Source organism: Nocardia nova (genome assembly GCF_002933465.1).
GTDB lineage: Bacteria > Actinomycetota > Actinomycetes > Mycobacteriales > Mycobacteriaceae > Nocardia > Nocardia nova_B.
The window spans coordinates 183,115-204,422 of record NZ_PSZE01000006.1 but is presented as its reverse complement, the minus strand read 5'-3'; the positions used below and the strand labels follow the sequence as shown (position 1 = coordinate 204,422).

At 68.1% G+C, this 21,308-nt stretch carries 17 protein-coding genes; 10 read left to right on the top strand and 7 right to left on the bottom strand.

The genetic code is table 11. The annotated features are described in order from the left end of the window. Positions 1 to 168: 168 nt before the first annotated feature. The gene (gene sucD, locus C5E41_RS09835; RefSeq protein WP_104375527.1) at positions 169 to 1,095 is read right to left on the bottom strand and encodes a succinate--CoA ligase subunit alpha; all 927 of its coding nucleotides are present in this window, start codon (positions 1,093 to 1,095) and stop codon (positions 169 to 171) included. Positions 1,096 to 1,107: 12 nt separating this feature from the next. Then, the gene (gene sucC, locus C5E41_RS09830; RefSeq protein WP_104375526.1) at positions 1,108 to 2,274 is read right to left on the bottom strand and encodes an ADP-forming succinate--CoA ligase subunit beta; all 1,167 of its coding nucleotides are present in this window, start codon (positions 2,272 to 2,274) and stop codon (positions 1,108 to 1,110) included. 633 nt (positions 2,275 to 2,907) lie between these two features. On the opposite strand from sucC, the gene C5E41_RS34940 reads away from it, so the two are divergent. Continuing rightward, positions 2,908 to 4,200 carry a M23 family metallopeptidase gene (locus C5E41_RS34940; protein ID WP_258080864.1) on the top strand — a complete coding sequence of 431 codons (1,293 nt, stop codon included), beginning with the start codon at positions 2,908 to 2,910 and terminating at the stop codon, positions 4,198 to 4,200. A gap of 98 nt (positions 4,201 to 4,298) precedes the next feature. Continuing rightward, on the top strand, positions 4,299 to 4,826 hold the full coding sequence (locus C5E41_RS09820) for a GNAT family N-acetyltransferase (protein ID WP_104375525.1): 528 nt from the start codon (positions 4,299 to 4,301) through the stop codon (positions 4,824 to 4,826). Positions 4,827 to 4,850: 24 nt separating this feature from the next. On the opposite strand, the gene pcrA is transcribed toward C5E41_RS09820, so the two are convergent. Continuing rightward, the gene (pcrA, locus tag C5E41_RS09815) at positions 4,851 to 7,445 is read right to left on the bottom strand and encodes a DNA helicase PcrA (RefSeq protein WP_104375524.1); all 2,595 of its coding nucleotides are present in this window, start codon (positions 7,443 to 7,445) and stop codon (positions 4,851 to 4,853) included. A gap of 302 nt (positions 7,446 to 7,747) precedes the next feature. Between pcrA and C5E41_RS09810 the strand changes: the two genes are divergently transcribed. Continuing rightward, positions 7,748 to 8,056, top strand: a complete 309-nt coding sequence (locus C5E41_RS09810) for a chorismate mutase (RefSeq protein WP_036505489.1) — start codon at positions 7,748 to 7,750, stop codon at positions 8,054 to 8,056. A 205-nt stretch (positions 8,057 to 8,261) separates the two neighbouring features. On the opposite strand, the gene C5E41_RS09805 is transcribed toward C5E41_RS09810, so the two are convergent. Further along, positions 8,262 to 9,713 (bottom strand): NAD-dependent succinate-semialdehyde dehydrogenase, encoded by a 1,452-nt coding sequence (locus C5E41_RS09805; protein WP_104375523.1) that lies wholly within the window; start codon positions 9,711 to 9,713, stop codon positions 8,262 to 8,264. A gap of 157 nt (positions 9,714 to 9,870) precedes the next feature. On the opposite strand from C5E41_RS09805, the gene pgi reads away from it, so the two are divergent. From pgi to C5E41_RS09790, 3 genes are all read left to right on the top strand, one after another. Further along, complete coding sequence (gene pgi / locus C5E41_RS09800; RefSeq protein WP_104375522.1) at positions 9,871 to 11,523, top strand: glucose-6-phosphate isomerase; 1,653 nt, start codon at positions 9,871 to 9,873, stop codon at positions 11,521 to 11,523. A 103-nt stretch (positions 11,524 to 11,626) separates the two neighbouring features. Then, complete coding sequence (locus tag C5E41_RS09795) at positions 11,627 to 12,052, top strand: hypothetical protein (protein WP_104375521.1); 426 nt, start codon at positions 11,627 to 11,629, stop codon at positions 12,050 to 12,052. A gap of 103 nt (positions 12,053 to 12,155) precedes the next feature. Next, positions 12,156 to 12,926 (top strand): ArsR/SmtB family transcription factor, encoded by a 771-nt coding sequence (locus C5E41_RS09790; protein ID WP_219823133.1) that lies wholly within the window; start codon positions 12,156 to 12,158, stop codon positions 12,924 to 12,926. A 21-nt stretch (positions 12,927 to 12,947) separates the two neighbouring features. Here C5E41_RS09790 and C5E41_RS09785 read toward each other — a convergent pair whose 3' ends face one another. Both C5E41_RS09785 and C5E41_RS09780 read right to left on the bottom strand, forming a co-directional pair. Then, positions 12,948 to 14,567, bottom strand: coding sequence for an acyl-CoA dehydrogenase family protein (locus C5E41_RS09785; protein ID WP_104375520.1), 1,620 nt, complete (start codon positions 14,565 to 14,567; stop codon positions 12,948 to 12,950). 10 nt (positions 14,568 to 14,577) lie between these two features. Next, a complete protein-coding gene (locus C5E41_RS09780) occupies positions 14,578 to 15,174 on the bottom strand; it encodes a TetR/AcrR family transcriptional regulator (protein WP_104375519.1) in 597 nt (198 codons plus the stop codon). Between the two features lie 65 nt (positions 15,175 to 15,239). Between C5E41_RS09780 and C5E41_RS09775 the strand changes: the two genes are divergently transcribed. After that, positions 15,240 to 16,001, top strand: a complete 762-nt coding sequence (locus tag C5E41_RS09775) for a crotonase/enoyl-CoA hydratase family protein (RefSeq protein ID WP_219823127.1) — start codon at positions 15,240 to 15,242, stop codon at positions 15,999 to 16,001. Positions 16,002 to 16,007: 6 nt separating this feature from the next. After that, a complete protein-coding gene (locus tag C5E41_RS09770; protein WP_104375517.1) occupies positions 16,008 to 17,234 on the top strand; it encodes a hypothetical protein in 1,227 nt (408 codons plus the stop codon). Here the strand turns inward: C5E41_RS09770 and C5E41_RS09765 are convergent. After that, a complete protein-coding gene (locus C5E41_RS09765; RefSeq protein WP_104375516.1) occupies positions 17,221 to 17,895 on the bottom strand; it encodes a pyridoxamine 5'-phosphate oxidase family protein in 675 nt (224 codons plus the stop codon). The two genes, C5E41_RS09770 and C5E41_RS09765, sit on opposite strands and share 14 nt — an antisense overlap. A 121-nt stretch (positions 17,896 to 18,016) precedes the next feature. Here C5E41_RS09765 and pdxR point away from each other — a divergent pair, with 121 nt between their 5' ends. Beyond that, positions 18,017 to 19,399 carry a MocR-like pyridoxine biosynthesis transcription factor PdxR gene (gene pdxR, locus C5E41_RS09760; RefSeq protein ID WP_258080863.1) on the top strand — a complete coding sequence of 461 codons (1,383 nt, stop codon included), beginning with the start codon at positions 18,017 to 18,019 and terminating at the stop codon, positions 19,397 to 19,399. A 129-nt stretch (positions 19,400 to 19,528) separates the two neighbouring features. Next, the gene (locus C5E41_RS09755) at positions 19,529 to 21,178 is read left to right on the top strand and encodes a WXG100 family type VII secretion target (RefSeq protein WP_104375514.1); all 1,650 of its coding nucleotides are present in this window, start codon (positions 19,529 to 19,531) and stop codon (positions 21,176 to 21,178) included. The last annotated feature ends 130 nt before the right edge of the window (positions 21,179 to 21,308 follow it).

Here is a 21,308-nt window from a genome sequence, read left to right as displayed (position 1 = left end):
TGACCTGCCCGCCACAGCGAGCTGTGACCTGCCCACCTGACCTGCCCGCCACAGCGAGCTGTGACTCCCCAGCAGCGAGCTGCTGACTGCCCAGCAGCACGTCGTTCACCTGCCGAGATGAAAGAAGGCCGCCTTGTCGAGACAAGGCGGCCTTCGCAGTACCTGCGATCAAGCGGTGATCGAAGCCTTCTCCAGGATCTCGCGCGCCAGGGCGGCGGTCTCGGACGGGGTCTTGCCGACCTTCACGCCCGCGGCCTCGAGGGCCTCCTTCTTCGCCGCGGCGGTACCCGAGGAACCGGAGACGATGGCGCCGGCGTGGCCCATGGTCTTGCCCTCCGGCGCGGTGAAGCCCGCGACGTAGCCGACGACCGGCTTGGTCACGTTCTCCTTGATGTAGGCCGCGGCCCGCTCCTCGGCGTCGCCGCCGATCTCGCCGATCATGACGAGGAGCTTGGTCTCCGGGTCCTTCTCGAACGCCTCGATGGCGTCGATGTGGGTGGTGCCGATGACCGGGTCGCCACCGATGCCGATGGAGGTCGAGAAGCCGAAGTCACGCAGCTCGTACATCATCTGGTAGGTCAGGGTGCCCGACTTCGACACCAGGCCGATCGGGCCCTTGCCGGTGATGTTGGCCGGGGTGATGCCGACCAGCGACTCGCCCGGGGTGATGATGCCGGGGCAGTTGGGGCCGATGATCCGGGTCTTCGGACCCTCCGCTCCCCCCTTTTCCAGGTTGTAGGCCCACGCGTAGGCGGTGTCCTGCACCGGGATGCCCTCGGTGATGACCACGAGCAGCGGGATCTCCGCGTCGATGGCCTCGATGATGGCGTCCTTGGCGAACTTCGGCGGCACGAAGGCGATCGACACGTCGGCGCCGGTCTCCTTGATTGCCTCGGCGACGGTGCCGAACACCGGCAGCTCGACGGCCGAGCCGTCCTTGGCGGTGTGCGAGACGGTGGTGCCGGCCTTGCGGGCGTTGACGCCGCCGACGACCTGGGTGCCGGCCTTCAGCATCAGCGCGGTGTGCTTGGTGCCCTCACCGCCGGTGATGCCCTGGACGATGACCTTGGAGTCCTTGTTCAGGAAGATAGACATTCTCGTTCGTCCTTACTTGGCCGCAGCCAGTTCAGCGGCCTTGTCGGCGCCTTCGTCCATGGTCTGGGCGAGGGTCACCAGCGGGTGGTTGGCTTCCACGAGGATCTTGCGACCCTCTTCGACCTTGTTGCCGTCGAGGCGGACCACCAGCGGCTTGTTCGCCTCCGACCCCAGCATCTCCAGGGCCTTGACGATGCCGTTGGCCACCGCGTCACACGCGGTGATGCCGCCGAACACGTTCACGAACACGCTCTTGACCTGCGCGTCGTTGAGGATCACGTCGAGACCGTTGGCCATCACCTCGGCCGAGGCGCCACCACCGATGTCGAGGAAGTTGGCCGGCTTCACGCCGTTGTGCTTCTCACCGGCGTAGGCGACCACGTCCAGGGTCGACATGACCAGGCCGGCGCCGTTACCGATGATGCCGACCTCACCGTCGAGCTTGACGTAGTTGAGGTCGTTCTCCTTGGCCTTGAGCTCCAGCGGATCGGTGGCGTCACGATCGGCGAACTCGGCGTGGTCGGGGTGGCGGAAGTCGGCGTTCTCGTCCAGGGTGACCTTGCCGTCCAGCGCCAGGATCTCGTTCTCCGGCGTGCGGACCAGCGGGTTCACCTCTACCAGGGTCGCGTCTTCGGCGACGAAGACCTCCCACAGCTTCTGAATGGTCACCGCGGCGGCGTCCAGCACGTCGGCGGGCAGGTGGCCCTGCTCGGCGATGGAGCGCGCGAAGGCCAGGTCCACACCCTTGACGGCGTCGACCGGCACCTTGGCCAGACGGTCGGGCTTGGTGGCGGCGACCTCTTCGATCTCCATACCGCCTTCGACCGAGCACATGGCCAGGTAGGTGCGGTTGGCGCGATCGAGCAGGAAGGAGATGTAGTACTCCTCCGCGATGTCCTTGGCCTCGGCGACCAGGATCTTCTTGGTGACGTGGCCCTTGATGTCCAGGCCCAGGATGTTGGAGGCGTGGGTGAAGGCGTCGTCCGGGGTGGCGGCGTACTTCACACCACCGGCCTTACCGCGGCCACCGACCTTGACCTGCGACTTGATCATCACAGGCTTGCCGATTTCGGTCGCGATGGCACGGGCGTCCTCGGCCGAGTCCGTGACGCGGCCCTCCGACGAAGGCACTCCGTGCTTCACGAAGAGTTCCTTCGCCTGATATTCGAAGAGATCCATGTACTCACCGTCTCGTCTGCGTTGTTATGACAACGACTTTGTTGGCGGCCCGTCGTCGGAAGCGGGTCGAGTCGGACTCTAATCAGTTCGACGTCACCGAAATCAGCCGCATACAGCCTAAGTGGCGCAGGTCACGAGCGGGCACCCGCCCGGGCAAAACCGCTGGCCAAGGCTACTGGCGAGTAGCTTGCCGGCGCGCCGCCAGGTAGAGCGGACGATGGTCCGAATTGCCACATCGGCTACTACGTAGTGTAGTTGCCTGTTCTCACTCACATGCCCGACAGGACGTGAGATATTCCGGGGCCTAGACGTGATCAATCTCACAAGTACCCCCTTATCGAGCGCAGCGCTTGCTCACCTGCAATCGTTTCGTTACCGTCGATGCGGTCGATGTCACAGCCAGATCACAGGCGGGACGGGAATACTCGTCACTCGGTCGGAAGACCCAGCTGGTAGAACACCTGGTACAAGACATCGGCGAACCCACCCGGATGAGGCCGCGTACACCGCACCGATCAGGAGGACGGCAGGCTTGTTGCAGCACAGTGCTCCGCAGGTAGCGAGCCGTTTTACCGGCGCAGCCCGTCCCGCGCCATCCGGCTCCCCCGCATTATCCGGTCTCGGAGTCCGCCGATGAGTCATGGTCGCCTACAACCTGGGCATCGGCCGCAGTCCGCTCGCCGTTACCGCGCCGACGGTGAATCCCTCGACCAGCATCCATACTTCGGTGGTAACCAATCCTTCGGCGGTTACACCGGTTCCCGTTCCGAGGAGCCTGCGGCCTCGCCCGCGCGCAGTATGCCGGGATGTGCCGACAGCTGGATGCCGTCCGGCGGTGCGGCCGTTGTCGGTCTCACCGCGACCACCGCGCACTCGGCCGAGAACACCTGGGGCGCAACCGGTTCGGACGATTCCGGGCAGTGGCAGCCGTGGGGCGCCCAGGCCCAGCCCGACGGTGACTGGACCGCCGATCCGCAGTGGCCGCGGACCGATGAATGGGCCGCCGCCGATCCCGGTTTCCACGACAGCCGGGGCGTGCACTACCCCGAGGACGAGGCCGACTACGCCGCTCCCGACGGCTACGACGAGCCCGCCGGCAACGAACCGATCAACCTGGCCCGGCTGCGCAGCCCCTGGAAGCGCGACGGCGCCGAGGCCGATGAGGCCAGCGCCACGGCGGAGGGCCCGAAGCGGTTCAGCGGTGCACACCGTGTTCCGACCCCACCGGCCGCGCTCAAGGGCCGCGCCGCCGTGGTGGCGGTCGCCGCCGGCGCGGTGGTCGCCGCCGGACAGGCCGGAATGGAGTCCGGCAGCCAGCATCACAATGCGACTGCCGACTACGACGCCGCCGGTCAGGTCCACGAAATCGCGGCCCAAGCGGTCAGCACCCAGGCGGGTAATCCGCAGTCGCCGCAGGTTCTCAATGTCGCGCCGGTCGCGGATCTCAGTCAGTTCCAGGACATCCTGCAGCACGGTCAGGAATTCGCCGCCGGACTCGCGGCCCAGGAATCGGCGAAACTGCGCCCCCTGTTCTCCAAGTTCGCCAACGGCACCTTCACCTCGGGCTTCGGTAGCCGCTGGGGTGTGCAGCACCTGGGTGTCGACATCGCCGCCCCCATCGGTACCCCGATCTACGCGGTCGAGGACGGCGATGTGATCAGCGCCGGCCCGGCCTCCGGTTTCGGCATGTGGGTCCGCCTGCAGCATGCCGACGGCACCATCACGGTCTACGGCCACGTCGACACCGCCACCGTCTCGGTCGGTCAGCACGTCCTCGCCGGCGATCAGATCGCCACCGTCGGCAACCGCGGCTTCTCCACTGGCCCGCACTGCCACTTCGAGGTGTGGCTCAACGGCCAGGACAAGATCGACCCCCTCCCCTGGCTCGCCTCCCGCGGCATCTCCCTCGGCCCCGAACGCGACTGAGCGTCCCCCGGCCGCGTGTATTCCTCGCGGTGACCGGCCGCAGGCCCGCGCGGGAAAAGGTGTTGCCGGCGGGCGCATGCGGCGGTCAGTCTCGCGTCATGATCGAAATTCGAGTGGTCGGCGCTGAGGACTGGCGTGTCTGGCGCCGGGTTCGGCTGGCAGCACTGGCGGGGGCACCGGAGGCGTACCGGACCCGGCTGGCGGAATGGCAGGGCGACGGCGACCGCGAGCACCGCTGGCGCGCGCGGTTGGATATACCGGGTGCGCGCGATCTGCTGGCGTTGCACCACGGCGAACCGGTGGGGATGGCCAGCGGGGTACCGGGGCCGGAAGATACTGCGGCCAGGGTGATTTCGATGTGGGTCGACCCGTCCGCGCGGGGTCTGGGCGTAGGCGATTTGCTGCTGACCACTGTCGAGCACTGGGCTGCCGAACGCGGCTACACCACCCTCCGGCTCGGTGTCTTCGCCGACAACGAGCCTGCCATCGCGCTGTACCGCCGCAACGGATTCGAATTCGAGACCGGGTCCGGCGGAGGCGCCGAAGAATTCCAGCGCGCCGATCTCGACGTGGACGACCGCGTGGAAGTCGTCATGGTCAAGTCCGTGGTCCCGGCGCGCCGCTGAGCGCGAGCCCGCCGGAACCGCCGCTCAGAGCTTGACCAGGGTCCGGCTGTACTGCGGGATGAGGCGGATCTTGCCGGCGGTGCCGAAGTCGATCGTGACGGTGGCGAGGGCGCCGAAGCCTTCGGCGGCGACCACTCGGCCGAGGCCGTACTTGTCGTCGCTGACGCGGTCGCCCACCGCGAGGACGAGTCCGGAGTTGTTGTGTTTGGCCGCGGGGCGGGCGGGGCTGCGGTCGCGCAGGCCGGGGCGCTGCTGGGCCCAGCCGTCGCCGCGGGTCCAATCGCGTTCCAGGCCGTCGTCCTCGCCGCGGCGGCGGAAGCCACGTCCGCCGGACGGCGGAGTCGGCTCCAGACGCTGCCAATCCATCAGATGGCCCGGAATCTCCTGTAGGAAGCGGGACTCCGGATTGGAGACCGCCTGTCCCCAGCCGGACCGCACCACCGCACGGGTCAAGTAGAGCCGTTTCCGGGCGCGGGTGATCCCGACGTAGGCCAGGCGGCGTTCCTCGGCCAGTTCGGCCGGATCGCCCAGCGCGCGCATATGCGGGAACTGCCCGTCCTCCCAGCCGGTCACGAACACCACTGGGAACTCCAGTCCCTTCGCGGTGTGCAGGGTCATCAGGGTGACCACGCCGGAACCCTCGTCCGGGATCTGATCGGTATCGGCCACCAGCGAGACCCGTTCCAGGAACGCCGCCAGGGAACCGGGGTCCGGCTCGCCGTCGGCCGCCTCGGGCAGCAGGCCCTCCTCGCGGGCGGCCTCCACATTGTTGCGCGCCTCGGAACTGAATTCCCTTGCCACGCTGACCAATTCGTTCAAGTTGTCCAGCCGGGCGCCGTCCTGCGGATCGTCGGAAGCCTCCAGTTCGGCACGGTAGCCGGTCTTGTCCAGGACCGCCTCGACGACATTGCCCACATCGGGGAATTCGGTGTCCGCGGTGACACCGGCCGCACGGATCTCGTCGAGCAGATCGAGGAAGCCGGCGATCGCACGCTGCGCGCGGGTGTTCAGCAGGGCCACCTTGCCGTCGGCGGCGTCGCGCAGCGCGGCCGCGAAACCGATATCACGCTGTTCGGCATGCACCGCCACACAGGCCTCGGCGCGGTCACCGATTCCCCGGCGCGGCGTGTTGAGGATGCGGCGCAGGCTCACCGCATCGTCGGGATTCTCCAGCACGCGCAGGTAGGCGACCACATCGCGGACCTCCTTGCGCTCATAGAACCGGACTCCGCCGACCACTTTGTACGGCAGCCCCATGCGGATGAAGATCTCTTCCAGCGCCCGCGAATTGTTGTTGGTGCGATAGAACACCGCGACATCGCCGTAGTTGTAGTCGCCCTGTTCGACCAGCCGATCGATCTCGCGCGCGACGAACGACGCCTCGTCGTGTTCGTTGTCGGCGACGTAGCCCACGATCAGATCGCCCTCGCCGGAATCGGTCCACAACTTCTTGTCGCGCCGGTTCTCGTTGCGGGAGATGAGCGCATTGGCCGCCGAGAGGATGTGCTGCGTGGACCGGTAGTTCTGTTCCAGCAGAATCGTTTCCGCGTCCGGGAAATCGCGCTCGAATTCCTCGATATTGCGGATGGTCGCCCCGCGGAACGCGTAGATGGACTGGTCGGCGTCACCGACCACACACAGTTCGCTGGGCGGCACCACATCGTCGCGGCGCGCCGGTGTGTATTCCGGATCGGCCGCCTCGGCACCCGCGTCGGCGTCGGCGAGTTCGCCGGCCGGCGGTCGCACATGATGACCGACCAACTCGCGCACCAGCACGTACTGGGCGTGGTTGGTGTCCTGGTATTCGTCGACCAGGACGTGGCGGAAGCGGCGACGGTAGTACTCGGCGACCTGCGGGTGGCGCTGCAGCAGCGCGACCGTCTCGCCGATCAGATCGTCGAAGTCGAACGCGTTGGCCGCGCGCAGCCGCCGCTGATATTCGGTGTAGACCCGGGCGACGATGCCGGGCAGTTCGGTTTCGTCGGATTCCGCGTCCGCCGTGGCCGTTTCGGGGTCGATGAGCTCGTTCTTGAGATTGGAGATGGCGGTCGCGAGCAGGCGCGGCGAATACTTCTTCGGATCCAGATTCTGGTCGCGGATGATCATCGCCAGCAGGCGGCGCGAGTCGTCGGCGTCGTAGATGGAGAAGTTCGAGTTCAACGCGCCGGGCAAAAGATTCGACTGCATCCGCAGAATACGCACGCAGGACGAGTGGAAGGTCGAGACCCACATGGCGGCGGCGCTCGGGCCGACCAGATCCATCACCCGCTCACGCATTTCCGCCGCGGCCTTGTTGGTGAAGGTGATGGCGAGGATCTGTCCCGGCGTGACCCCGCGCTCGGCCAGCAGATAGGCGATCCGCCGGGTCAGTACGGCGGTCTTCCCGGAGCCGGCGCCAGCCACGATCAGCAGCGGGGAACCCGCGTGCACAACCGCCGCCCGCTGCTGCGGATTCAAGCCCTCGAGCAGGCGTTGCGCCTGTCGATCGGCCTGCTGCGCGGATTTCCCCGCACCTCGCGTCACCGCCGTACCCACCGTTGCCGTACCCACCGTTGCCGTACCCACCGTTGCCGTTCCCGCCGTCCCAGCCACCGTCGTCCCAGCCACCGTCGTCTCCATCGTCCATCCACGCTACCGGCGCCCACCGACATGCTGTAGTCCGGCGCGATTTCAGCGCATTCTCACCGAGGAGAACTTTGCCTCACTTGCCCCGCGTGGCAGACTGGCCACATGACCAGCGCGCTCACGACCTCTGCTGTTCGGGCGAACGAAGGTATTCGTGGTCGCCTATTTCGCACGTGAGCGCACACTCGACGGGGGACAATCAAGGCCGAACAGGTCTGTTTCACGGTGGAGGAACTAGATCGGTAACGGGGCAGGGCCGCACGCCGATCGAAGTTCTGACACGAGGAGAAGAAAGTATGAGCACCTCTACTGAGCCGATTGATCAACCCGCGACCGGTTCCGATGCGACGTTGCCGAGTAGCGAGGCGGAGATCGAGAAGCTCCGCAAGGAGATCGATCGCCTCGACGCCGAGATTCTCGCGGCCATCAAGCGGCGCACCGAGGTCTCGCGCATCATCGGCCGCACCCGCATGGCCAACGGTGGCCCGCGCCTGGTGCATTCCCGCGAGATGAAGGTGCTGGAGCGCTTCAGCGAACTGGGTCAGGAAGGTCACACGCTGGCCATGCTGCTGCTCCGCTTGGGCCGCGGCCGTCTCGGCCACTGAGTCACAGCCGTCTCGGCCACTGAGTCACAGCCGTCTCGGCCACTGAGTCACAGCCGCCTCGGCCACTGAGCCGACCCACGACCGGACTGCCGTATCGGCAGCCCACCGAGACCACGCGGCGATCGTCTCGACGAACTCCGCGACCCCAGGCCGCCCCGGGTGCCGATCCCCCGGGGCGGTCGTTTCGTATCCGGGGACTGCCGGGTCAGGGCAGGGCGATGTACTTCGTCGACAGATACTCCTCGATTCCCTCGAAGCCGCCCTCGCGGCCGAATCCGGAGGCCTTGACCCCGCCGAACGGCGCCGCCGGATCGGAGATGACGCCGCGGTTGATGCCGACCATTCCGCTCTCGAGCCCCTCCGCGATGCGCAGCGCACGGTCCAGATCGCGGGTGTACACATAAGCGACCAAACCGAATTCGGTGTCGTTGGCGGCGGCGAGGCCCTCCTCCTCGGTATCGAACCCGACGATCGGCGCGACCGGGCCGAATACCTCCTCGCTGAGAATGCGGGCCTGTTCGGGCACCTCGCACAACACGGTCGCCGGGTAGTAGTACCCGGTCCCACCGGGCGCCTTACCGCCGATGCGCACCTCGGCGCCGCGTTCGACCGCGTCGTCGACCAGTTCGCTGACGGTGTCGAGCTGGTCCTGGTTGATCAGCGGGCCGAGGGTGGTCGACGGGTCGTCACCCGGGCCGAGCTTGACCTCCTGCATGGCGGCGACGAGTTTGTCGGTGAACTCCGCGCGGACCGAGTTGTGCACGTGGAACCGGTTGGCAGCGGTACAGGCCTCGCCGCCGTTGCGCAGTTTCGCCAGCATCGCGCCCTGCACCGCGGCATCGATGTCGGCGTCGTCGAAGACCACGAACGGGGCGTTGCCGCCCAGTTCCATCGAGGTACGCAGCAGGCCGTTCGCGGACTTCTCGACCAGTTTCTTGCCGACCCCGGTCGAACCGGTGAAGGTGAGTTTGCGCAGCCGCGGATCGTTGATCAGCGGCTCGGTCACCGCGCCCGAGTGGCTGGAGGTGATTACCGACAACACGCCGTCCGGCAGCCCGGCCTCACTGCACAGCTTCGCCAGCAGCAGCATGGTCAGAGGCGTGGCCGACGCCGGCTTGACGATCATCGTGCAGCCGGCGGCCAGTGCCGGGCCGATCTTGCGGGTACCCATCGCGAGCGGGAAATTCCAGGGGGTGATGGCCAGGCACGGCCCGACCGGCTGCTTGTGGACGACGATGCGGCCGGTGCCGGTGGGCGCGGTCTGGTAGCGGCCGTGTACCCGGACCGCTTCCTCGCTGAACCAGCGGAAGAATTCGGCGCCGTAGCGCACCTCGTTGCGGCTCTCCGGCAGCGCCTTACCCATTTCCAGGGTCATCAGCAGCGCGAAGTCCTCGGTGCGCTCGACGATCCGCTCGTAGACCGCGCGCAGGATCTCACCGCGTTCGCGGGCCGGGGTCGCGGCCCAGCTGTCCTGCGCGGCCACGGCCGCGTCCAGGGCGCGCACGGCATCCTCGGGCGTGGCGTCGGCGACGTGTGCGAGGGGCTCTCCGGTCGCCGGATTCTCGACCGCGAAGGTGGCGCTCCCGGTGGCATCCACCGGACCGCCGATCCAGAGTTGAGTGGGGACGGATTCGAGTAAGTCGGTTTGCGACACCATGTGCTCAGGGTAGGCCGCGGCAGCCGCGGGCGCGGGCAACTGCCGGGGGGCCTGCACCTACCTGCGCGTCGGGGAATGGGACTGTAATCTCGCGCGTCGGCAGAGCCAGCGACATCACCACCTGCGCGTCGGGGAATGGGACTGTAATCTCGCGGGGGTGAGCAGCGACATCACCGCGACGGCGGCCTGGCGGAAACTGCACGATCACTATTCGGCCGTGGCCGACCGGCATCTGCGCGAGTTCTTCGCCGAGGATCCGGACCGGGGACGCGAACTGACCGTCGAGGTCGGCGATCTCCACATCGACTACAGCAAGCACCGCATCACCCGCGAAACTCTCGATCTGCTGCTCGATCTGGCGGAGACGGCGGGTGTGGCGCGTCGCCGGGACGCGATGTTCGCGGGTGAGCACATCAACACCTCCGAGGACCGCGCGGTGGGTCATGTGGCACTGCGCCTGCCGGCCGGTGCGTCGATGATGATCGACGGCGCCGACGCGGGTGCGCAGGTGCGCGAAATCCTGCGCCGGATGGGCGATTTCACCGATGCGGTGCGTTCCGGGCAGTGGCGCGGCGCGAGCGGCGAGCGCATCACCACGGTGGTGAATATCGGCATCGGGGGCTCCGATCTCGGTCCGGCGATGCTGTATCAGGCGTTGCGCCACTATGCGGACGCCGGCATTTCGGCGCGGTTCGTCTCCAATATCGATCCGGCGGACCTGACCGCGAAGCTCGACGGTCTGGATCCGGCCCGCACTCTGTTCGTCGTTGCCTCCAAGACGTTTTCGACGCTGGAGACGCTCACCAATGCCACCGCGGCGCGGCGCTGGCTGGTCGCGGCGCTCGGCGAGGACGCGGTCGCCAAACATTTCGTGGCGGTGTCCACGCACGCGCAGCGGGTGGCCGATTTCGGTATCGATACCGCGAATATGTTCGAGTTCTGGGATTGGGTCGGCGGCCGCTATTCGGTGGATTCCGCGATCGGGCTGTCGATGATGGCGGTGATCGGAAAGGAGCGGTTCGCCGAATTCCTGGCCGGAATGCACAGTGTCGACGAACATTTCGTCTCCGCGCCGCCGGAGCGCAATGCGCCGATTCTGCTCGGCCTGCTCGGGGTCTGGTACTCCAATTTCTTCGGCGCGCAGTCGCGCGCGGTGCTGCCGTACTCCAACGATCTGGCGCGCTTCCCGGCCTATCTGCAGCAGCTGACCATGGAGTCGAACGGCAAATCGGTGCGCCTGGACGGCAGTCCGGTGACGACCTCGACCGGCGAGATCTTCTGGGGTGAGCCCGGAACGAACGGGCAGCACGCCTTTTACCAGCTGCTGCATCAGGGCACCCGGCTGGTGCCGGCGGATTTCATCGGATTCGCCCGTCCCACCGACGATCTCGCGACGCGCGACGGTTCCGGCAGCATGCATGACATTCTGATGAGCAATCTGTTCGCGCAGACGAAGGTTCTGGCCTTCGGGCGAACGGCGGCGGAGATCGAGGCCGAGGACGGCGGAACTCCGGGCTTCGATCCGGCCCTGGTGCCGCATCGTGTGATGCCCGGTAACCGGCCCTCCACCACGATCCTGGCCCCGCAGCTCACCCCCTCGGTGGTCGGGCAGTTGATCGCGCTCTACGAACATCAGGTCTTCGTCGAGGGCACCATCTGGGGAATCGACAGTTTCGACCAGTGGGGCGTGGAGCTGGGCAAACAGCAGGCGCTCACCTTGGAGCCGCTGCTGACCTCCGCCGAAGATCCGGCACCGCAATCGGATTCGTCGACCGATGCGCTGATTCGGTGGTATCGCGGCCACCGCTGACGGCCACCACGAAAATACCTCGCCCGGATGCGTCATTGATCTCATGCCGGGAATGTGAGCACGGCGCTGCCACGGGCCGACATGGCGTTGTAACGTCCGCACAATGACCTCGGTTGCACAACATCTGCTGTGGTTCCTGCCGATGCTGTGGCTCGGCATGGTGCTGGCCATCTCCTTCTTGGAGGCGCCGCTGAAGTTCCGCGCGCCGGGAGTGACGCTCGCGCTCGGCCTGGGTATCGGCCGGCTGGTGTTCAAGGCGCTGAATATCACCGAGGCCGTCTTGGCGGTGCTGTTGCTGGTCTCGGCGGCCGTGGTGGGTCCGGGCGGGACGACCTGGGGGTGGCTGATCGGCGCGGTGATCGTGCTGGCGATACAGGTGGTGGCGGTCCGGCCGCCGCTGACCCGGCGTTCGAACCGAGTACTGGCCGGTGACGCGGGACCGCGCTCGACGGCGCACTACTGGTACATCGGGCTCGAGCTGCTGAAGGTGGTCGCGCTGATCGGCCTGGCCATCGCCGCCACGCCGTGAGGACCTCCCTGCCACCGCTCTCCCCGAACCGCACCGGCAGCCATTGACTTATGCAGGTAAATACCTGCATAATTTTCCCGTGCAACCCGAACCGGATTTGGACGTGGTCTTCAAGGCATTGGCCGACCCGACACGGCGGCTGCTGCTGGATCGTCTTCGCGAGCAGAACGGGCAGACTCTGCGCGAACTGTGCGAGCGGGTGGAGATGGCGCGGCAGTCACTGACCCAGCATCTCGACACCCTGGTGCGAGCGGGACTGGTCACCGTGCTGCGACGCGGGCGGGAACGGGTGCACTACATCAATCCGGCACCTATCCACGACATCGAACAACGATGGATCTCCGTCTTCGACAGGCCGCGACTGGATGCGATCCGGGCCATCAAAAACCAGGCTGAGGAGTACGCCATGAGCACGACCGTGCCCAACTACGTCTACGTCACCTATATTCACGCCAGCGCCGACCAGGTGTGGAAGGCACTGACCGACGCCGATCTCACCGCCCGGTACTGGGGACACGCGAATGTGTCGGACTGGCAACCGGGTTCGCGCTGGGAGCACCGCCGCGTCGACGGCTCGGAGGCCGTCGACGTCGTCGGCGAGGTGATCGAATCGGATCCCCCGCACCGCCTCGTGGTGACCTTCGAGGACATGCCGGATGCCGACCGCTCGCCGTCGCTGGTGACCTTCCTGGTCGAACCGCACCGCGATATCGTCCGCCTCACCGTCACGCACGAAAATCTGCCGAACCAGGAAATGCTGCAAGGCATTTCGAGCGGTTGGCCAGCCGTGCTGGCCAACCTCAAGTCCCTGCTCGAGACCGGCGACGTACTGCCGCAGGCCCCGTGGGAGATGTCGAGCGAACCGGTGGGCTGAGCCGGATCGAGCGAATCCGGCTCAGACGAAGGCGCGCTGCAGGATCGCCTCGGTATCCACTCCCACCGGGAGGGTGCCGAAGGCGATCCCCCAGTCGCCACCGAATCGGCTGGCGCAGAACGCATCCGCCACGGCGGCATGGCCGTGGCGCACCAGCTGCGCGCCCTGCAGCACCAGCGCCATCAGTTCGACCACCCGCCGGGCGCGGAACTCGATAGCGCTGAGGTCGGTCAGCTCCTTGCCGATGCGGTCGATCGCGTCGTCGAGGTGGTGGTTGGCGCCGCGGGCCAGCGAGACCTCGTTGAAGTAGGCCTCGACCGTTTCCGGCTGCCGGCCCATGGCGCGCAGGGCATCCAGCGCCGCCACGTTGCCCGAGCCCTCCCAGATCGACATCAGCGGCGCCTCCCGATACAGCCGCGGCATGCCGGATTCCTCGACGTAGCCGTTGCCGCCGAAGCATTCCAGCGCCTCGGCCGCATGCGCGGGGGCGCGCTTGCAGACCCAATACTTGGTGACCGCCAACGCGATTCGGCGCAGCGCCGCCTCGGCAGGGTCGGTCGCGGCGCGGTCGGTGGCGCCGGCCAGCCGCATCATCACCGTCGTCGCGGCATCGGATTCGATCACCAGATCGGCCAGCACATTGCGCATGGCGGGCTGGTCGATCAGCTTGGCGCCGAAGGCTTCTCGATGCCGGGCGTGGTGGGCGGCGTAGACCACGCCGGTGCGCATGCCGGTCGCGGAACCGATCACACAGTCGAGACGGGTCATGTTCACCATCTCGATGATGGTTTTCACACCCGCGCCCTCGGCGCCGACCAGCCAGCCCGTCGCGTTCTCGTACTCGATTTCCGAGGACGCGTTGGACTTGTTGCCCAGCTTGTCCTTCAGGCGCTGCAGCCGCAGCGCGTTGCGGGTGCCGTCGGGCAGCACCCGCGGCAACAGGAAGCAGGACAGGCCGTCGGGTGCCTGCGCCAGCGTCAGGAACATATCCGACATCGGTGCGGAGGTGAACCACTTGTGCCCGACGATGCGATACGTGCCGTCGGATTGCGGTGTGGCCGTCGTGGTATTGGCGCGGACATCGGAGCCGCCTTGCTTCTCCGTCATCGACATCCCGGCGATCAGACCGGCCTTCGACGAGGGCTCACGCAGGCCGAAATCGTAGCTGCGCGAACCGAGTAGCGGCTCGAAGCGCGCGGCCAGCTCCGGATTGTGGCGCAGTGCCGGCACCGCGGCATAGGTCATGGAGATCGGGCACATATGTCCGGCATCGGCGACGCCCCAGGTGTAGAACTTCGCGGCGCGGGCGGCGTGCGCGCCGGGCCGATCGTCGAGCCAGGGGCTGCCGTGCAGGCCGTGGCGCACGGCGACGTCCATCAGGTTGTGCCAGTAGGGGTGGAACTCCACCTCGTCCACCCGATGGCCGTAACGATCGTGAGTGTGCAGCACCGGCGGGTACTCGTTGGCCAGCCGGCCCCACTCCTGCGCCTCGAAACTGCCTGCCAGCGCGCCCAATTCGCGCACCTCGGCCTCCGCCCAGCCCGCGCCCTCACGGTGCAGGCCCTCGATCAGGGCCGGGTTGCGGGAAAAGTCGAAGGGGGTGATCGGCGGGACCTGGTTGAACACTTCGTGCGTGGCCATATGAGTTCTCCTATTCGTGCGCGCCGAGGGCACGCAGGGCGAAGGCGACGAGTTCGGGCACCACGGAATCGCTGTGCACCTGCTCGGCCAGCGGTCCGACCAGCACCTCACCGATCGCACCGACCAGCGCGGTGGCGGTGGTGCGCGGGTCCTGGGGTGGCAGTTGCCCGGCGCCGACACCGTCGGCGATCGCGGTCTCGAAGGTTTCGGCGAACGCCCTGCGGAAGCGCAGGCGTTCGGTGTCGACGCTCGCGTCCACGGGTTCGGCGAGCAGGACGTAGGCGAGTTTGGGATTCTTCAGCGCGCGCCCGGCGAAGGTCTCCACCGCGGCGGTGACGCGCTCGACGACGCTGCCCTCCGCCCCGGCCTGCGCGACTGCGGCGACCTCGCGCGTGACGACATCCCGGAAGACGGCGGTGACCAGCTCGGCCTTACCGCTGAAACTCTTGTAGACGGTTCCGGTGGCGACTCCGGCCGCCGCGGCGACGGTGGCCATCGACAGCCCGCCGAAGCCCTGCTCCGAGAGCACCTTCATGGCGGCGTGCACGATCGCGCGCGACTGCGCGTCGAGTCGCGCCTGCACAGCGGGGGTTCTGCGGTACGCCACGCAAGAAGTGAATCACATATTCATTTCTTGACGCAAGGGCCGGGGCGGGCCGTATGGTCGAATTCGTGAGCGTACGAATCGAGCGCAGCGGGCCCGTGTTCACGGTGATCCTGCATCGCCCCGAGGCACGTAATGCCGTCGACGGACCGACAGCCCAGGCGCTGGCGGAGGCGTTCCGCGAATTCGACGCCGACGACAGTACGGCGGTCGCGGTGCTGTGGGGCGCCGGCGGCACCTTCTGCGCCGGGGCGGATCTGAAAGCGCTGGGCACCGAGAAGTCCAACCGGGCGGCCGAAGACGGCGACGGACCCATGGGCCCCACCCGCATGACGCTGTCCAAGCCGGTGATCGCCGCCGTCTCGGGCTATGCCGTCGCCGGTGGACTGGAACTGGCACTGTGGTGCGACCTGCGAATCGCCGAGCAGGACAGCACATTCGGTGTGTTCTGCCGTCGCTGGGGCGTGCCGCTGATCGACGGTGGCACGGTGCGGCTGCCGCGCATCGTCGGTGCGGGCCGGGCGATGGACATGATTCTTACCGGTCGAGCCGTCGCCGCATCCGAGGCTTTGCAGATCGGACTGGTCAACCGGGTCGTCGCTCCCGGTGAATCCCGTTCCGCCGCAGAGCGACTCGCCGCCGAACTGGCCGCTCTGCCGCAGATCTGCCTGCGTGCGGACCGGATGTCGGCGCTGGAGCAGTGGGGGCTGGACGAATCGGAGGCGATGGCCCGCGAGTTCCGCTACGGCTTCACCGCGCTGGCCGACGGTGCGCTCGAGGGCGCGCAACGGTTCGCCGGCGGGGCGGGCCGGCACGGATCGCCGGCCTGAGCGGCGATGAGCCGGCTCACCGTCGTCGACGAGATCTTCCTGCGCGCCCACCGCGGTCTGGGCACTCCCAGTGCGCTGCAGGGACTGTGGCGCACCGCCGACCCGATCGATCGGCGGCTGCTGGAACAGATCCACACCGCCCTGCGCGTCGGCCCGCTCGGCCGCCGCGTCGTGCGGCCGCGCGTTCCGGGGGCGCGGCCGTACTGGCGGCGCAACGACGGCGCCCATCCGTTGCGCATCGCCGGCGGCGGCATCGCCACCGTCGACCTGCTGAGCTGGGCCGACGAACAGGGCTACGATCTGGATCCGGAATTCGGGCCGGGGTGGCGGCTGTCCGCGGCGGCGCTGCGCGAGGGCGGTTCGGTGGTGGCACTGACGTGTTCACATGCCCTCGCCGACGGACGCGGTCTGGCGCTGGCCGTCGACCACGCGCTGGCCGGCACGCCGCTCACGGAATATGCGGCGCCGCAGTCGGATTGGGCCGATGCGGCCCGGCAGTGGACCACCGTGTTGTCCGGCACCACGCGCGCCCTGCGACATGGGGCGCCCCGGGGATCCGGTGGCGGAGCCGGCCGCAGCGCCGAAACGGCGACGACATCCAATGCGGTCCTGCAATTTCCGGCGGCGGACTGGGAGCTGGCCGCGGCGGGGCGGGGCGGAACGGCGAACAGCCTGTTCCTCCATATCATCGCGAAGATACTGTGGGACAGCGGCTTTCCCGATCCGGCGATAACCGCCGCCGTTCCCGTCGACACCCGCGACGGTCGCCGCGTCGACAACGACATGGCGATGACCGAAGTGGTGGTCGAGCGCACCGACACACCAGCGTCCCTGCGCGAGAAGTGCCGGGCCGCATACGAATACCACATCTCCGGACCCGACGGTATGCCCGCGGAACTGCTGCAGGTGTTGCCCGCGCGCGTCGCCCATCGGCTCTCCCGCGGTGCGGGCGAACGTGACATTCTGTGCTCGAACATCGGCACCCTCCCGGCCTCGCTGGCGCAACTGGGCCCACATCGCTGCACCGGCGTCGCCGCCCGGGCCATCCATCCCGGACTGCAGCCGACGGCGCTCCCCCGTACCCGCCTCGCGGCCTACCTGTGCCGGATCGGGCACACGTACACCCTCGCTGTGGTGGGCCTGGATCAGGAGCGGATCGAATCCTCCGATGCGCTGGTCGATTTCGCGCGGAAGGCGATCGAACGATTCGAGGTACCGGTCACCGCGTGGTGAGGATCCGCGCCGTCACGTGGTCCGGGACGGCGCCCGGGCGTACCAGGTCGGGCGCCGGGATCGGATCGCCGAAGACTTGACGGATCGGGAGCAGGCCCGCCCAGGCGTCGCTGTTCAGGTCGGCGGGATCGTCGGAGGGATCGCCGGTGCGCGTCTTCACCGACGCCTCGGTGAGGTCGAGGGCCAAGACCAGGGTGGCCGCCAACTCCTTCTTGTCGGGAGCGCGCACGGTGTCCCAGGCGCCGGGGGCGGAATGTTCGACGATGGCGCGCAACGCGCGTAGCCGCTCCTCGAGGTCGGTGATTTCGACCGGACGCCCGTGGATGACGGCGGAGCGGTAGTTCATCGAAAAGTGCATGGCCGCCCGGGCATACACGATCGCATCGACCAGACTCACCGCGACACAGATGTCACCGGTGAGGGCGGCGCGCAGGTTACCGGCGCCGGTGGATCCGTGCAGATACAGGGTGTCCGCGCTGCGGCCGTAGACCGTCGGCAGCACGACGGGCGCGCCGTGCAGGGTCACCCCGATATGACAGATCAGCCCGGCGTCGAGCACCTCGTCCAGGGCCGCGCGGTTGGTGGCGGCGCGGTCCCGGTAGCGGGTGACGGTGCTCCGCGAGGTCGGCGAGAGCTTCGGGCGAGTGGGTGTTCCTGTCATATGACCAGGGTCTACGATCGGGTGGCATCGTCATATGGCCAATCAGGAGCTATTCCGGACGTCCACTTGTGCGGACGCCGCACCATCGTCGCGGTCGGGCATTCGAGCCGAAGGGAGCACCGTGGAGGACCTCCCGCTGTCGATCGATCGCGATTCACCACGCCCGCTGTCGGTCCAGGTGGCCGACGAACTGCGCGCCGCGGCGACGGCCGGCCGACTGCGAGGTGGCGAGCGACTCCCCTCGTCCCGTGCCCTGGCCGCCCGGCTGGGCGTCAGCCGCACGGTGGTCACCGCCGCCTACGACCAATTACATGCCGAGGGGTGGATCTCCGGGCGGCACGGCTCGGGCACCTACCTCACAGCCGCACCGGCATCGGTGCCGGAAACCGTTGCGGCGAATGCTCTTTCGGATCCCTTCGGCGAACTGCTCGACCTGACCCCGGGCTCCCCCTGCGTAGCGGCGATAGACCGCGCGGCCTGGCGTCGCGCGTGGCGCGTGGCGAGCGACCGGATGCCGTCGGCGCGCAAGGACCGCGGTGGCGAACCGGACTACCTGGCCATGATCACCGAACATCTGCTCCGCCATCGCGGCCTCGCTCCCGGCACCGACAGTGTCATCCTCGCCACCTCGGGCACCAGTTCGGCGGTAGGCGAACTCGCACACGCCGTGCTGCGCCGCGGCGAGACCGTGGCCGTCGAGGATCCCGGCTACCTCCGCGCGGTCGGCGCCTTCCGGACCGCGGGAATCGAGGTGCTGCCGATACCGCTGGACGACAAGGGTATTCGAGTGGACAGAATTCCCGCCGATGTGCGTGCCGTCTACTGCACCCCGGCCCATCAGTTCCCGCTCGGCACCCGGATGCCCGCCGCTCGTCGTGTCGAACTGATCGACTTCGCCCGCCGTACCGGCGCGCTGATCATCGAAGACGACTACGACGGCGAATTGCGGTACGACAGTGCCCCGTTGCCGCTGCTGGCGAGTCTCGACCCGAATCGGGTGATCCATCTGGGCACCACCTCGAAAATTCTGTCCACCACCCTGGGTGTCGGCTGGCTCGTCGCCTCCCAGGCAATCACGCAAGCCGTGACGGCCCACCGGGAAAGCATCGGCACCTGCCCGGCCCCCGCCGGTCAGCTGGTGTTCGCCGAGCTCGCCCGGCACGGCGACCTGGCCCGTCACCTGCGCCGCCTGCGCCGTGAGATGCCGCCGCGGCGGGCGCTGGTGGTTGCCGAACTTCGCGCGCGCGGGCTCGATGTCGTCGGCGACCATGCCGGATCACATGTGCTCGTTCCGCTCGATTCGACGGCGGTCGAGGAAGCCGCGATCGCCCACGCCCGCGATCGCGGGGTACGGCTCGACGGCCTGGCGCGCCATCACGCCGGGAGTCCGCGCACCTTCGGCGCACCGATCGGCTACGCGGCTCTCAGCCATAGCCAGTTGCGAGCGGCGATCACCGTCGCCGCCGAATGTCTCGCGGCCGGCAGCCGCAATTCCCACGGCTGAGAATAGGAGGAACCCCAAGCCACACTGTGCGCGCGACAATCGTTGCTCCCAACACACCGGACGGACGACTGCGGCCATCGTTGCCGAGTTGCACGGTCCGGGCCGAGCGCCGTCACCGCGGGAGTACGCGTGGATCAGTCGTTATTCGTCGATCCGGACGAGTTACGCGATGCCGCAGCCGAACTGCGCGCCCGCGCCGCCGAGACCACGCGGATGATGGCGGAACTGAAGTCCGACCTCGCTCGCGAGGGCGAATGCTGGGGCGACGACGAACCGGGCCGGCTGTTCGCCGAATCGTATGTGCCGGAATCGGACCGGAACCTGTCCGGGTTCGAGAACCTCGTGCAGAACATCGAAACACTGAGCGCCAATCTGCACGCGCTGGCCGAGAACTTCGAGAATCAGGATCGCGACGGCGGGGCCGGAATCCGGAACTCGCTGCCGAACCCGAGAAGCCCGCTTTATCCAGAATCCGGGTATGTCCCCCTGTTCGACCAGCCGAACCAGGCCGCGAACCCGAACCGGGATCTGTTCAGCCCGGAGCAGGGGCGACAGCCGACCGTGCCGTCGAGCGCCGGCACACCGGTATCGGCCGACACCGGCACGCCCACCCCGCAGCAGCCACCCGCCCGGCAGCCGCTCGCAGGCGCGCCCGCCGATTCTCCCGGTGGTAGTTCCGGCCGCGGCCCGGGCAGCGGCGATTCGACCGGCGCCGGTTCGCAGGAACCGAGTGCCGGACGACAGCAGACGCCGTCCGACCTCGACAATTCCGGACGCAGAGCCTCGGCCCCGGCCGCGGCGACGCCGCCCTCGGCGTCCGCGCCTCGGTCTTCCACACCCCCCTCGACACCGCCTCCCGCTTCCGCTCCCAAGGCGGAGACCACGACAGCCCCGGGCACTCGATCGCCGGGCCCGAAGCCCTCGGCGCCCACGGCGCCCCGCAGTTCCGGCGTGCCGTGGTCGAAGCCCGGCGTCGGCAGCCAGCCGGGGCAGTCGGCGCCCCCGCGGGTATCGCCGCCTCGGCGGCCGAGCGCACCGAACCCCGAGCCGAAACCCAAGCAGCGCAAAGACGCTGCGCCGAAACCCTCGCCGCGTCCGGTCACGGCCGACGAGGCGATGCAGATCATCGATGCCATGGCGACCCGGCACAACCTGCGGGTGACCGGATTCGAAACGTCGGGGATCACCACGCAGACCGCGCTGGAGATCGCCGGGGCCGTCGACGCGGTACTGACCAAGTACCCGCTCCCTCTGCGGGGCATCGCGGTCGCCGACGGCGGCGACGAGTTGTCGCGCGTGGAGAACCGTGCCCAGGCGGCGGCACCGGAGCCATGGATCGTCCTGGACAACGCCGTCGTCGCGGACCCGGGCACGCTGTCCGGCCGCGATCGAACGCGGGACAGGCCGGTCGAGCTTGCGGATCGCGCCGTGCACGCGCGGATGCTGCGCGAACTCGGGCAGGTGGTCGATCTCGTCGGCGGATTCCGGGCGCGCACGATGGTCCAACGGGCACTGATCACCGAATACCTGCGTGTCACGGGCACCGACGGCCGGACCCTTGCACACGTGACCGATGGATATCGTCGCTGGCGAGACCAGTTGAGCGAGTATTGCTTCCGCAACGGTGTGCTGGACCCCGGCCGAGCGCTGTCCGAGGGATTCGCCAGAGTCGAGCAGGGCGGCGTCCAGACACCCGGGCCGGCCAAGGTACTGCACCGCCTGCTGCTGACGATGGCCCGTGTGGACATGCGGTCGAGGCCGAAAGCGGAGGGTCCGTGAGCGCATTCCCACAGGCGGGGAAGTGGGGCCTGAAACAGGAGAATTCCCCTGTGCAGGTTCGGATGACGGTGGCCGGGTCGCGGGTGCGCCCGGCGTTCGATCGCTGACAGGACCGGCCCTTCGATGGTCC